This window comes from Streptococcus sp. DD04, assembly GCF_001578725.1.
In the GTDB taxonomy this organism is placed as follows: Bacteria; Bacillota; Bacilli; order Lactobacillales; family Streptococcaceae; genus Streptococcus; species Streptococcus sinensis.
The window spans coordinates 199,123-211,810 of record NZ_KQ968979.1 but is presented as its reverse complement, the minus strand read 5'-3'; the positions used below and the strand labels follow the sequence as shown (position 1 = coordinate 211,810).

Below are 12,688 nucleotides of genomic sequence, written 5' to 3'. Positions count from 1 at the left end.
ACTCTTACAATGGAAATTCGTGTGATGACAGAAAAGGATTATGCCTTTGTTTACCAGCTGTGGGTCTCTTGCGCTGGTATGGGTCTCAATAATCTAGATGACTCTGAGGAAGGGATTGCCCGCTTTTTGAAGCGTAATCCTGAGACCTGTCTAGTTGCCTTGGAAGGGGAGAGCTTTATCGGTGCTATTCTAGTTGGAACAGATGGACGTCGGGCGTACATTTATCATACAGCTGTCCATCCAGCCTTTCGTAGAAAAGGAGTGGGCAAGGCTCTGGTTGAACAGGCCTTGTCAGCAGTGAAAAAGCTTGGTATCCATAAAGTATCGCTGGTCGTTTTTGAAAAAAATGAACAAGGCAACAGTTTTTGGCAGGGACTGGGATTTTCAGTCAGAAATGATCTGCTTTACCGAGATCAGGGACTAACAGAACTGATTCGACTGGATACTTGAGCAAGAATCAAGTATTTAAAGGGTTTGTTCAGCTTATAAGAATATGGGACAGCTCCAGAGAATATTGACCAAAAAAGGCGTGACTGCGTTTGTTCGTCATTTTATCCGAACCATTTTTTGTCAACCCTTTTGGCTAATGATTCTATCAAAAAAGAGTGCCAAATCAGCATCCGCATTGTGCTAGAAGGCTGACAAGGTCGAAGGAAAAGATGATTTATTACTTCCATTGACGGTCATGCTTAGGGCGAAGTCAAGGGCCTTCTACTGGATGTACTAGCTCGACGAATAATGGCTCCTAAGGTAGCTAATCCGATCACTGTCAAGGACAGAAACAAGCTGGACATCTACTAACTATCATTTTCTGGTCAAATTTGGAGAATACCTAGCGGAGACTAGAGTCAAGCGGGTGCCCAAGAAAATACCGAGAAAAGTTGATCGGCTGAAAGTAGAAAAAGCAGACTAAAAGAATGCTGATTATTTATTTGAATGACAGGACAGAATGTCCTGTTTTTCGTTTTTAATTACGAATATATAAGTAGAAGCCTATCAACCATGCCAAGAATAGAAAGTTGAAAGGAAGTGATTCGGCATAGATGAAAAGATTTGGAACATTCTTATCTAAATAATTGACAAAGCAAACCTCGAATGTTACAATAACATTACAAAAGGATTTCAAATTATTACAAGGAGAACAAAGATGAAAACAAGGACTTATAGAAAATTAATGACTGTTGCGGTTCTGGCTTCCAGTTTGCTTTTAGGAGCATGTGGTAAGAAAGAAGAAAGCACTATAAGTACTAGCTCTAGCAAGACCGTTCAGGCCTCTTCTAGCTCGAAAACTGCATCATCTAGCAAGATCAGCAGTGCCCCTAAGATTAGCAGTAGCGCTTCCTCAGCAGTAGCAGTTGGCCAGTCTGGCCAAGCTGAAATCCCTGCGAGTCAAGAACAGCCAGCTGTCGAGGTAAGTCAGCCCCAACAAGTCCAGTCTCAGCAGGCTTCAGGCCGACAAAGCATTCAGCCTCAACAGACTCAGCCAGTCCAAGCACCAGAAAGTAACCGCCAACTTCAGAATAAACAGGCAGAAAGTAACGCTCGTTACAAGGGAGTTCTGACCATGGTAGATGGAGATTTCTCAGCAGCAGCTGGTACTTGGAAAGATGCCAACGGAAACACGGTGACCGTTTCAGGCAACGGCCAGTTTACAGTCCAGTCTGCTGATGGAAAGACTGGTAATTACTCCATTGCGTCCTACTCTTATACTCTGGATGACGGAAAATACAATGCTCAGTTAAGTGGACAAGGAAATGCCAATCTGCAGATTACAACAGGAGCAGATGGATCAGTAACAAGCGTTGTGGTATCTCAGCACTAAATATAATGAAAAGGAAGTCCAAATGGCTTCCTTTTGTTTTATTTTTGAATTTGCAAGAGTTCTTCAATTTCAGCTAGACTTTCAGCCTGAGAAATAGCGCCTCGGAGCTTAGCTGCTCCAGCAGTACCACGAAGGTAGTGTGGCGCTAGACCACGAAATTCTCGGACAGCGATGCGCTCTCCTTTAAGGTCAATCAAACGTTTGAGATGCTCGTAGGCAATCGTCATCTTGTCCTCAAATGTCAAGTCGGGTAATACTTCGCCTGTTTCAAAGTAGTGGTTGATTTGGTTAAAGAGGTAGGGATTTCCCATAGCTGCACGGCCAATCATGACAGCATCGGCACCGACTTCCTCGATACGCTGCTTGGCGTCTTGCACACTGCGGATATCACCGTTGGCGATGAAAGGAATCTTGGTCAAGGCATGAGCTACGTTGTGCAAGGTCTCAAGGTCGGCATGACCGGTATACATCTGTTCACGCGTACGGCCGTGCATAGCCAAGGCTGAAACGCCAGCCGCTTCGGCGGCTAGAGCATTTTCTACAGCCAGAGAATTGTCAGACCAACCAGTCCGCATCTTGACTGTCAGGGGAATATCCAATACTGACTGGACCTTGTTAATGATTTTATAGATTTTTTCAGGATCCTTGAGCCACATAGCACCAGCTTCGTTTTTAACGATTTTATTGACCGGGCAGCCCATGTTGATATCAACGATATCTGTCTTGGTGTTTTCCTGAATAAATTCTGCGGCGCGGGCTAGACTGTCTTCGTCACTGCCGAAAAGCTGGATAGAAACTGGATTTTCACCCTCATCAATGTGAAGCATATGGAGGGTTTTCTCGTTGTTATACTGGATGCCCTTGTCAGAGACCATTTCCATAACGACGAGACCTGCTCCCAGCTCTTTTGCAATGGTTCGGAAAGCAGAGTTGGTTACACCAGCCATGGGCGCCAGAACTGTACGATTGGGAATTTCAACATTTCCAATCATAAAAGGGGTATTAAGATTTGTCACGAATCAGTTCCTCCAGGTCATTTTGGTCAAAGTGATAGGCTGTCTGGCAGAATTGGCAGATGATTTCAGCCCCTTGGTCTTGGTCACGCATCTCTTCTAAGTCTGTCTTTGGAAGGCTGGCCAAAGCATTCATGAAGCGCTCTTTACTGCAATCACACTGGAAGCGAATTTCCTCTTCAGACAGGCGTTTGTAAGGCTCATCTCCATAGATGGCAGCCAGTAGAGCTTCGATATGGTCATCGGATTCTAACAGCTTCGATATGGCAGGCATGTCTTGAATCCGCTTCTCGAAGCGGGCGATATCAGCTTCCTTAGCACCAGGCAGAGCTTGCACCAAGAAACCGCCAGCAACCTTGACTTTATCGTTCTCATCCAAGAGCACATTGAGGCCAACGGCAGAAGGAGTTTGCTGGCTTTCAGTCAGATAGAAGGCTAGGTCTTCGCCGATTTCACTAGAGATGAGTGGCGTCATAGAATTATAGGGATTGCCAGTGCCGTAGTCCGTGATAACCAAAAATTGACCAGAGCCGACAAAAGGGCCAACCAGAACTTCGCCAGTGGCTGTCTTTTTAATATCCACACCGGGATTTTGCACATAGCCCTTGATATTGCCCTCGGTATCTGCCACGGTGATGATTGCGCCTAGCGAGCTGGTACCAAGAACCTTGACGGTAATCTTGGTCTGGCCTTTTTCATTAGCAGCTAAGATTTGGCTGGCAATCAGTGTGCGGCCAAGTGCAACGGTTGAGCTTGCTTGAGTTTGATGTTTTTCTTGAGCGGTCCGAACGGTCTCTGTGCTGTCCAGCACATAAGCTCGAAAAGCCCCATTTTTTGATATAGTTTTGATAATTTTGTCCATACCTTTTATTTTAACACAAAATAGAAAAACAAGCGCGCGTCTGTGCTTGTTTTTGTTTTAGATTTTTTCTTTAATCGTGCTATAATCAAGTTAAAACAGAAAGGAGCGAGTTGATGAATCAGGATTTAAAGATAGCTGTTTATGGCCTAGCAGTGGCGGATGCTTTGGGAGTACCCTATGAATTTCAAGAAAGAGGGAGCTTTGAAGCGACCGGTATGACTGGATACGGCAGTCATCAACAGCCAGCTGGGACATGGTCGGATGATACCAGTCTTGTTTTGGCGACCTGTGATTCTATCAGGGAAAAAGGTAAGATTGACCCTGCCGATATGCAGCAGAGGTTTAAAAATTGGCTCTTCGAGGGAGCCTACACGCCAGATGGTTTGACCTTCGATGTAGGAAATGCGACTCGCGAAGCTTTGACAAGAGGACACGGTCTATCTGATGAGTGTTCCAATGGAAATGGTTCTTTGATGCGGATTCTGCCCCTAGTCTTTATGGCAGCTGGTCCGTCTGATATTGAAGCTGTTTCCAGTATTACACATGCCCATGCGACTTCCATAGAGGCCTGCCAGCTTTATGTGGATATTGCTCGTAGGCTCTTAAAAGGTCAGCAACTATCGGAAATACTATCAGACTTAGAGACTAGCACGACCTATGCTCGTTTGCAAACTTTAGCAGAGCTGACCGAAGATGACATTTGCTCTAGTGGCTATGTGGTGGATACCTTGGAAGCAGCGCTGTGGTGCCTGCTAACCAGCACTTCCTATCCAGAAACAGTGCTGAAAGCTGTTAATTTGGGCGATGACACTGATACAGTAGCAGCAGTTGCTGGCGGTCTGGCTGGTATTATCTACGGTTTGGAAGGGATTCCTGACAACTGGTTATCCCAGCTGCGTAATAAAGAACTGTTGGAAAGCTGCTTGTTTTAAAGGGATAATCGGAAGACAGGACTGTATTGGTCATTTAAAAAGTAAAACATTAAAAGAGCCACCTAGGCTCTTTTACTTATTCCGTAGTTAATTCTTTCTGGGCTTCCTTGCCTTGATCTAGCAGGGCTTGGATAATCTTTTGATCACGCAGTTTGACAGAGTTGTTGATGGTCTCTGCAGATTGGATAACAGTGGCTTCTAGCAGAGCGCGTTTTTCCCGCCCTTTATCAATAGCTTCGATAATGCCTTGATTTTGTGCGACGAGGCTTTCTGCCAGCTTAGTGACAGACTCAACAGCGATAGTAGGATTTTGGGAAATCCGCTCCAGCTGAGGAATGACTTCCTTGCTCGTTTCGGCGAGCATTTGCAGGGCAGCGTTATTCGCATTCGAGATGGCGTCAGCTACCTGACCAGACTTCATGGATTGCTGGAGAATGCCTAACTGGGCGATAGACAGTTTCATAGTTGGAATAGTATTTCGACGGAGCATTCCAAGCTTTTGGCGCATATCAGAGGAAACCTTGACCAGATTGCGCATCTGAGGAGTGGTTGCCCAAGCCACATAGAGACGGCTGACATATTCAGTGTGTTGCTGCTCTAGGGTATTGACCACCTCTGTCATTCGGGCTAATTCTTGCGATTTGACTTGGTAGTCAACAGTTGTCATATCTAGCTGAGCGACTTCAGCCTGCAGCTTGAGCGCTCGATTGCCAGATTCTTGCTGAGCAGCTTCGATAAAGGAAATAACTCCAACTAGGTTTTCAATCGATTTGGTATTGTCCTCAATCAGCATTTCAGCAGAAACAATATTGCGAGCCAGAACATCTTCTTGTTTGACGACTGTTGCAGCCATGCCGTCCATTTTCTGCTCAATATTTTGTGAGTCGAAATAGAATTCTTGAAGAGTGTTTTTGCTCTGTTTGAAGAGTTTTTCCAGGAAATTAGGCTTCTTGTCCAATTCTGCTACTTGAGCATCCTTGTATTTTGCGACAAAGCCATTGAGTTCTTTGTTAGTGTTTTTTAAGAGCTCATCTACCTGAGGAATCTGCAATTTTTTCTGCTCGGCTAAGATACGATTGACAGTACCGTTGACCTCTTCCACAGCAGATTGGCCAAAGTCCAGCAAGGCATTTTGGTCCGATACGAAATTATCCACCAGCTGAGGGGCTTTAGCCGTAATCGAACTCTGTTGCTCAGGAGTCAGTTTTTCCAGAAAAGTTAGCTGGCCATTTTCTTGAGTTGTATTGGCTTCGATGATTTCTGTTGTTTTGTCGCTTTTGCTGATGGCATTGTTGGCAATTTTATCAATGTCAAAATTAAATTCTAGGCTCATAGTTTCTCCTTTGGTTTATCTAGCTTAAAAGCCAGTGTTTGTTTGCTTTTCTTTGTCTAAGATACGCAGGCTAATGTCAAAATCCCTCAAATCAGCTTCATTTAGCTGGCGCAGCGCTTCGTCTAGGTCCAAGTCAAACTGCTCGATGGCTGCTTTGGCCTTGGCTAGCCGCTCCTCAGCATTGTAAAAATCTTTGGGAGAAGCTTTGATTTTGAGGTAGCCTTCTAAAATATCTTCGTAGTGCTCCATCTGGGACTGATGAATGGCAGTCAGCTCTTCCTTGTTGTTGCTTTCGGATTGAGAGATTTTTTGCAGAATGGCCTCATGGTCAATCTGAATATTGCGAACCGTAGCGGCTAATTCTGGTGCTAGTTCTTCTAGACTGTCTTTTTCTGGCTGAGCTTGCTTTTGTTGTTTCTCTTGTTCTATCTTTTGCAGTTGCTCATCGATTTCAGCAGTTACAGTACGAATTTTTGTCTGGATTCGCTGGTAGACAGAGGCAGGAATTTCTCCCTGTAAGTCGTTAGCAGTATTTTTGATATAGGTGAGCTGGGGAAGAATTTGTAGAGCTAAATCTTGATAGCTTTCTTGGTCGCCATCTTTTTGGTAGCTTTCCAATTTTTTAATGCGGCGGTCGGCCTGCCCAATCTCTGATTTCAGATATTCAATACGACCGATGCTGTTTTGTTTAGCTTCAATACGATCTTTTCTCTGGTTATGGTAACGATAAATCCCATATCCAACAGCTCCCAGAATAGCAATGGGGAGCAGATAACTGGCCACTATTCCAGAACCAAATACAAATATAAGTATCCAAAACCAGCTAAACCATTCCGGTTGCTGGTTAGAATCATCATTTCTCCTCGACATGAACCTTTCTCTTTCTACTCAATATGTTATCTCTATTTTAACATAAAAGCTGATTTTTGAAGGATAAAGAGTGCAATGATTTTATATATTCGGATGCGCTTTTAGATTTGCTGAGAATGTTCGCGTAAGCAAGAAAGAGATTTGCTTCCTATCACGAAAGCAAGCCTTGTTTGTCGAGCGAAAGGTTCGTTGTCTATTGCAAGTAGACAAGCAAAAATCGCAAGGAATCCCCTGCGATTTTTGTTTTATCAGTCCATTTCTGGGAAAAGTTTAGCCAGTATTTTAGGAGTGATACTTTGTCCCGGCCCCTCAGCACAATAGGTGTGCATATACATAGAGGGGTTGAAGTTGAGCTCGATGCAGGTGCAGTTGGGATTTTCCTTTGTGGAAATAGCAGAGCTGTCAGGGATGATCAGGTCAACGCCACAGGCCCAAGCTCTCATAGCTTTTGCCATGTCAGCAGCAAGTTCCTTGTAAGATGGGTGCATGCTGTCTGTGACATCGATCGAGTCTCCGCCAGTAGAAATGTTGGAATTGCGCCGCAAGTCAACCTTGACTCCAGCAGGTAGAATATCATCTGGTCCATAGCCTTGCTGGTCCAGCATGAGCAGTTCAATGTCTCCCAGTTCAATGATTTCAAGCGGTGAACGATGGTCTCGTCCTCGCAGGGGATTGTCGTTTTTGATGGCAACCAATTCTCTCACGGTATGCTGACCGTCTCCGACGACATTGGCAGCCACGCGCAAGAGGACTGCTTGGCACTGACCGTCTAAGACAAAGAAACGGTACTCCGTTCCAGCGATAAATTCCTCCACCAAGACGGCGGCGTCTTCTGAAAAAGCAATCTCTAAAGCCTTGCGATAAGCTTCCAGACTAGCCGGTTCTTGGAAGATAGAGATGCCCAGTCCGAAATTGGTTGACTTGGGCTTGACAACAATTTGTCGGTCTTTAATCAAAGGATAATAGGTCAAGCCTTCCTCAAGGGAAGAAAACTCCGCCCCAGCAGGGACAGGAAAGTCAGCTGCCGTCAAAATCTTTTTGGTGACCGTTTTATTGGCCATGGCCAGAGGGATGACATAGTTATCCTTGGAAGTCATGTTGCCGTTCTTGACATACTCCACATGCTGACCATGCCAAAGTTTGAGAAATTGGTCATTTTCATCTAGGATTTCGAGATGGAGGCCTTTCTGGAGAGCGTCAAACATAAGCATCTGAGTGGATAATTCCATATTTTCATAGCCCTTGAGAGCGTAGGGGGCAGTCCAGGTATAATCCCGATATTCTCGCGCTTTTGCAAGTCCAAATGTTGATAGGGAATTCTTCTCAATATGAGGCAATAATTGGCCTGCCAGAGTCAGTTTGGGATCAGCCAGTGCAGCCTTGACTTGCGCTAGTAATTGGCAGTAGGAGTCGGGGAGATGGAAATGTTGGATCACATTTTCCATAGCTTGGAGAATAGCAGAACTGTCGGCCTCTGCAGGTAGAGGAGTCAAGGGGTGAGCTAAAGCGGTAGCATCGTTGAGAGCATAGGCGGCTTGTAGCTGCTCATCACTATCCGTCACATCATCCAGCCACAACAGGGCCAAGAGAAAGAAATGGACTGTATCCAAAGTTTCCTGACTGATGCACAAGGCATCAAATGGATTGAGGTCGAAGCAGCGCAGTTCCAAGTAAGTAATGCCTTGTTCTAGGTAATCTCGATTTCGTTTTTGCCCGCGAAAGCGCACAGGCGAGTAAAATTCCTTTTCTGCACTTAGGTCGCCAGACTCGACATAGGCCTCGATGTCCGAGACATAGCTTTCCAGCGAGCGAAATGACACATGGATATGCTCGTCATTGACGTAGCCGTAATGGCTATTGCGGAGTGAACGGACAAGAGCATTGGGCGGATTATCGTAAAATCCAGCTTCTGCCAGAGGAGTTGCTCCATAAAGATAGGTTAGCAGCCAGCGGAAACGCAGGAAATTGCGAGCCAATTTGAGGTAGAGAGCATTTTTGAAATCCTTGAGTGATTTGAAGCCACTAACTTCAAATAGCGCAGTCATCAAATCTTTCCCTAGCTCGATATTGTAGTGGATGCCGGAAATGGTTTGGAGCCGTTTGCCGTATTTTTCTGCTAGACCTTGGCGGTAACGTAGCTCGTATGCATTTTCAAGGTGAGCAATCTCAATCTCGTCTTCTCGGATTTGCGGCGGCATGGACAAGGGCCACATGAGTTCTTCTCTGGAAATGGAGCGTCCAGCCACATCTGTAATGGCCCCCAGCAGGCGGCGAACTTCCCGAGTCGAAGTGGCAATGGGGGTAATCAACTCTAGCTGTTGCTCGCTAAAATCCGTCTGGATATAGGGATGAAAATTGCGAGAGCCCAAACAGTTAGGATGGGGAGTCTGAGCCATTTTTCCTGTTTCTGTCACACGCAAGGATTCTCTTTCTAGTCCAAAAGTCGCTTGTAAGATAGGGCTGGCTGGGTCTAGCTTTTCTAATAACCGTTCAATTGTCATCATTCTCTTCCGTTCTTGATATGGTACATTCAGTCTATTACAAAAAAAGTCAGAAAACAACTATTCGCTACGTTTCTAGGAAATTTCCGAACTTTTCTTTTTATCTGCTTTATTTATTGGGGGAAAATCCAAATTTAAAAACTGTTCAATCTTGAAAAAAATTCAAAATTTTCTTATAATGAAGTGTAAGATACGTTTGCAGGTGAAACTCCTGCCTTGTAGATTAAGAAAGGAAGAGCTCTCGCAGCTCAGACGAAATTATGACATCAGTTGTTGTTGTAGGAACCCAATGGGGAGATGAAGGGAAAGGGAAAATCACTGATTTCCTTTCGGCCAATGCCGAAGTGATTGCTCGCTATCAGGGCGGTGACAATGCTGGCCATACAATTGTAATTGACGGGAAAAAATATAAATTGCACTTGATTCCGTCAGGAATTTTCTTCCCAGAAAAAATTTCAGTAATCGGAAACGGGATGGTGGTCAATCCTAAATCTCTGGTCAAAGAGTTGACCTATTTGCATGAGGAAGGCATTACCACAGACAATCTGCGGATTTCAGACCGCGCTCATGTCATCCTGCCCTATCACATCGAGCTGGACCGCCTGCAGGAAGAAGCGAAAGGCGACAATAAAATCGGTACCACGATCAAGGGAATCGGCCCTGCCTATATGGACAAGGCTGCGCGTGTTGGTATCCGTATTGCAGACCTCTTGGATAAAGACATTTTCAGAGAGCGCTTGGAGCGTAATCTAGCTGAGAAAAACCGCCTCTTTGAGAAATTGTACGATAGTCAAGTCATGAACATTGACGATATTTTTGAAGAATACTATGAATACGGTCAGCAAATCAAGCAGTATGTGACTGACACATCTGTCATCCTCAATGACGCTCTGGATCAAGGCAAGCGTGTCCTCTTTGAAGGGGCTCAAGGCGTGATGCTAGATATTGACCAGGGTACCTATCCGTTTGTAACTTCGTCTAACCCAGTTGCTGGTGGGGTGACGATTGGTTCAGGTGTTGGTCCAAGCAAGATTGACAAGGTGGTTGGTGTCTGCAAGGCCTATACGAGCCGTGTCGGTGATGGACCGTTCCCAACAGAGCTTTTTGATGAAGTGGGCGAACGCATTCGCGAAGTGGGTCATGAATACGGCACAACGACTGGCCGTCCGCGTCGGGTGGGCTGGTTTGACTCCGTTGTTATGCGCCACAGCCGCCGCGTGTCAGGGATTACCAATCTTTCTCTCAATTCCATTGACGTTTTGAGTGGTCTGGACACTGTGAAAATCTGTGTGGCCTACGACCTAGATGGAGAGCGTATTGACCATTACCCAGCTAGTCTGGAGCAGCTCAAGCGTTGCAAGCCAATCTATGAGGAATTGCCAGGCTGGTCAGAAGACATCACCGGTGTCCGCAGTCTAGAAGACCTGCCAGAAAATGCCCGCAACTATGTCCGCCGTGTCAGCGAGCTGGTTGGGGTTCGCATTTCGACCTTCTCAGTAGGCCCTGGCCGTGAGCAGACCAATATCTTGGAAAGTGTTTGGTCAAATCTATAAGTAAGTGAAGATAAAGGGAACGCTCAGTTCCCTTTTTTGAAAGCAGAAAGAGGAAAAGATGTATCAAACGTTCTTATTTGACCTAGATGGAACCTTAACCAATTCAGAGTTGGGAGTTACCAACTCAGTGGTGTATGCTTTGGCGAAATGTGGTATTGAAGTGCCAGACAAGAAAGACTTAACAGTTTTCATCGGGCCACCTCTGCGGGACTCTTTTGAGCGCTTTTATGGCTTTTCAGAAGAAGAGAGTCTTAAGGCTGTGGGGTATTATCGTGAATATTTTTCTGAAAAAGGTCTCTATGAAAATGAAGTTTATCCTGAGATTCCTGAATTATTAGCTTCCCTGAAGCAGGCTGGTAAACAGCTAATCGTGGCCACTTCAAAACCTGAAAAATTCTCAATTCAGATTCTCAAACACTTTGGTTTGTATGATTATTTTGATTTTGTAGCTGGCGCGACCATGGACGGCAGCCGAAGTAGGAAAAGCGATGTTATCCAGTATGCTTTGGAGTCTATGGAAATTACGAATTTGGCTGAAACGCTGATGATCGGAGACAGGGAGCACGATGTGCTTGGCGCTCAAGCGCAAAAGCTTGATTCTATCGGCGTCCTTTATGGCTTTGGTAATAGAGAGGAGCTGGAAAGTGCCAGCGCGACTTATATCGCTCAGGAAGTTGGAGATATTGCGAAGATTATTAACGGACAGAAGGCTTAAGCTTTATTTAAGATAGGCAGGCTATACTAAAACCATGAACAAAGACCTCCTAACTTTGTTTAAACTCCTACACTTTTTCATAATAATCTCCTAGAAGAGTCACCGCTGAGGTGACTTTTTTGTGAGCAGGCGATTGCCTATGGTATAATGAGAGAAGAAATGTAGACGGAAAAGGGAAAATATGGACTACACAATAGAAGAAAAAGAGATGTTTATGCGGGAGGCGCTGAAGGAGGCGGAGATTGCCCTCGCCAATGATGAAATACCGATTGGTTGTGTCTTGGTCAAGGATAGTCGCATCATCGGACGCGGGCATAATGCGCGTGAGGAGCTACAGCGGGCAGTCATGCATGCGGAAATCATGGCAATTGAGGAGGCCAATCAGCATGAAAATAGCTGGCGCCTGCTAGATACGACGCTTTTTGTCACGATTGAGCCCTGCGTCATGTGTAGCGGAGCTATCGGTCTGGCTCGCATTCCCAAGGTGATCTATGGGGCGAAAAACCAGAAATTCGGGGCTGGGGGTAGTCTCTACGATATTTTGACGGATGAGCGGTTGAATCATCGTGTAGAGGTCGAAACTGGCCTTTTAGAGGAAGAATGCGCGGCGATTATGCAGAACTTTTTCAGAAATCGCAGGAAAAAGTGAAGAAAATTAGCCAAAATAGAAAGTTTGTGTTATACTAATTAGTGGAGCAACAGTTCTGCGTGAAGTGGGTCAGGGGAGGAATCCAGCAGCCCTAAGCGATTTGAGCTGTGTGCTCTTTTTCTATGTCTCTTAAAGAATCAACTCCGAAGGAGGCAGATGAGTTTAGAGGCATTGACGCAGTTTGAGCGGAGCGAAAACTAGGTTCCAATATTTAATAAATCGAGCCTGTAAACCGAATAAATTACCTTAGTGAATCAAGGCCAGAGGGCACAATCTTATTCGTCAGGAAAAAGCTGTAGATTTTAGAGATGTTTTTCATGAATCAAGTTCGCCAAGTCTGGCTGAATTGAAAATATGAATGCTCGTCTGCACTGCAGCAAGGAAATTAGTGATACTAAAGAAATTTTGAAATATCTGTTTCAGAATTTTTTTATTTAT

Annotated in this window: 11 protein-coding genes, 1 other RNA gene and 1 pseudogene; 8 read left to right on the top strand and 5 right to left on the bottom strand. The window is 45.1% G+C overall.

Annotated elements, in window-relative coordinates; translation table 11 throughout:
- Positions 1–9 precede the first annotated feature (9 nt).
- The 3 genes and pseudogenes from STRDD04_RS07960 (at position 10) to STRDD04_RS07955 (ending at position 1,822) form a co-directional block, all read left to right on the top strand.
- Positions 10–450, top strand: a complete 441-nt coding sequence (locus STRDD04_RS07960) for a GNAT family N-acetyltransferase (protein ID WP_062201314.1) — start codon at positions 10–12, stop codon at positions 448–450.
- A 355-nt stretch (positions 451–805) separates the two neighbouring features.
- Positions 806–913 (top strand): annotated as a pseudogene (locus STRDD04_RS11025) (NUDIX domain-containing protein); the annotation flags it as partial.
- A 234-nt stretch (positions 914–1,147) separates the two neighbouring features.
- Positions 1,148–1,822 (top strand): DUF6287 domain-containing protein, encoded by a 675-nt coding sequence (locus tag STRDD04_RS07955; protein WP_062201312.1) that lies wholly within the window; start codon positions 1,148–1,150, stop codon positions 1,820–1,822.
- Between the two features lie 38 nt (positions 1,823–1,860).
- Here the strand turns inward: STRDD04_RS07955 and dusB are convergent, their stop codons facing one another.
- Together dusB and hslO are read right to left on the bottom strand one after the other, a co-directional pair.
- Positions 1,861–2,838: a tRNA dihydrouridine synthase DusB gene (gene dusB / locus STRDD04_RS07950; protein WP_062201309.1), complete on the bottom strand. Its 978-nt coding sequence runs from the start codon at positions 2,836–2,838 to the stop codon at positions 1,861–1,863.
- Positions 2,825–3,697 (bottom strand): Hsp33 family molecular chaperone HslO, encoded by an 873-nt coding sequence (hslO, locus tag STRDD04_RS07945; protein ID WP_062201306.1) that lies wholly within the window; start codon positions 3,695–3,697, stop codon positions 2,825–2,827. The genes dusB and hslO overlap by 14 nt, the downstream gene beginning before the upstream one ends.
- A 113-nt stretch (positions 3,698–3,810) precedes the next feature.
- Between hslO and STRDD04_RS07940 the strand changes: the two genes are divergently transcribed.
- Complete coding sequence (locus tag STRDD04_RS07940) at positions 3,811–4,629, top strand: ADP-ribosylglycohydrolase family protein (RefSeq protein ID WP_062201304.1); 819 nt, start codon at positions 3,811–3,813, stop codon at positions 4,627–4,629.
- 76 nt (positions 4,630–4,705) lie between these two features.
- Here the strand turns inward: STRDD04_RS07940 and STRDD04_RS07935 are convergent, their stop codons facing one another.
- From STRDD04_RS07935 to gshAB, 3 genes are all read right to left on the bottom strand, one after another.
- Positions 4,706–5,962, bottom strand: a complete 1,257-nt coding sequence (locus STRDD04_RS07935) for a toxic anion resistance protein (RefSeq protein ID WP_062201301.1) — start codon at positions 5,960–5,962, stop codon at positions 4,706–4,708.
- A gap of 24 nt (positions 5,963–5,986) precedes the next feature.
- Positions 5,987–6,832, bottom strand: a complete 846-nt coding sequence (locus STRDD04_RS07930) for a hypothetical protein (RefSeq protein WP_062201298.1) — start codon at positions 6,830–6,832, stop codon at positions 5,987–5,989.
- A 248-nt stretch (positions 6,833–7,080) separates the two neighbouring features.
- Positions 7,081–9,333 carry a bifunctional glutamate--cysteine ligase GshA/glutathione synthetase GshB gene (gshAB, locus tag STRDD04_RS07925; RefSeq protein ID WP_062201295.1) on the bottom strand — a complete coding sequence of 751 codons (2,253 nt, stop codon included), beginning with the start codon at positions 9,331–9,333 and terminating at the stop codon, positions 7,081–7,083.
- A gap of 260 nt (positions 9,334–9,593) precedes the next feature.
- Here gshAB and STRDD04_RS07920 point away from each other — a divergent pair, with 260 nt between their 5' ends.
- The 4 genes from STRDD04_RS07920 to ffs all read left to right on the top strand — a co-directional run bounded on the left by STRDD04_RS07920 (position 9,594) and on the right by ffs (position 12,374).
- On the top strand, positions 9,594–10,886 hold the full coding sequence (locus STRDD04_RS07920; protein WP_062201292.1) for an adenylosuccinate synthase: 1,293 nt from the start codon (positions 9,594–9,596) through the stop codon (positions 10,884–10,886).
- A 58-nt stretch (positions 10,887–10,944) separates the two neighbouring features.
- Positions 10,945–11,601 carry an HAD family hydrolase gene (locus STRDD04_RS07915; protein ID WP_062201289.1) on the top strand — a complete coding sequence of 219 codons (657 nt, stop codon included), beginning with the start codon at positions 10,945–10,947 and terminating at the stop codon, positions 11,599–11,601.
- A gap of 181 nt (positions 11,602–11,782) precedes the next feature.
- Positions 11,783–12,250 carry a tRNA adenosine(34) deaminase TadA gene (gene tadA, locus STRDD04_RS07910; protein ID WP_062201286.1) on the top strand — a complete coding sequence of 156 codons (468 nt, stop codon included), beginning with the start codon at positions 11,783–11,785 and terminating at the stop codon, positions 12,248–12,250.
- Positions 12,251–12,288: 38 nt separating this feature from the next.
- Positions 12,289–12,374, top strand: an RNA gene (gene ffs, locus STRDD04_RS07905) — signal recognition particle sRNA small type.
- The last annotated feature ends 314 nt before the right edge of the window (positions 12,375–12,688 follow it).

Excerpts from the sequence above, each read along its gene's own strand:
- STRDD04_RS07935 (WP_062201301.1), bottom strand. The coding sequence starts at position 5,962 with ATGAGCCTAGAATTTAATTTTGACATTGATAAAATTGCCAACAATGCC.
- STRDD04_RS07940 (WP_062201304.1), top strand. The coding sequence starts at position 3,811 with ATGAATCAGGATTTAAAGATAGCTGTTTATGGCCTAGCAGTGGCGGAT.
- STRDD04_RS07915 (WP_062201289.1), top strand. The coding sequence starts at position 10,945 with ATGTATCAAACGTTCTTATTTGACCTAGATGGAACCTTAACCAATTCA.
- STRDD04_RS07955 (WP_062201312.1), top strand. The coding sequence starts at position 1,148 with ATGAAAACAAGGACTTATAGAAAATTAATGACTGTTGCGGTTCTGGCT.
- STRDD04_RS07920 (WP_062201292.1), top strand. The coding sequence starts at position 9,594 with ATGACATCAGTTGTTGTTGTAGGAACCCAATGGGGAGATGAAGGGAAA.
- tadA (WP_062201286.1), top strand. The coding sequence starts at position 11,783 with ATGGACTACACAATAGAAGAAAAAGAGATGTTTATGCGGGAGGCGCTG.
- hslO (WP_062201306.1), bottom strand. The coding sequence starts at position 3,697 with ATGGACAAAATTATCAAAACTATATCAAAAAATGGGGCTTTTCGAGCT.
- gshAB (WP_062201295.1), bottom strand. The coding sequence starts at position 9,333 with ATGACAATTGAACGGTTATTAGAAAAGCTAGACCCAGCCAGCCCTATC.
- STRDD04_RS07930 (WP_062201298.1), bottom strand. The coding sequence starts at position 6,832 with ATGTCGAGGAGAAATGATGATTCTAACCAGCAACCGGAATGGTTTAGC.
- STRDD04_RS07960 (WP_062201314.1), top strand. The coding sequence starts at position 10 with ATGGAAATTCGTGTGATGACAGAAAAGGATTATGCCTTTGTTTACCAG.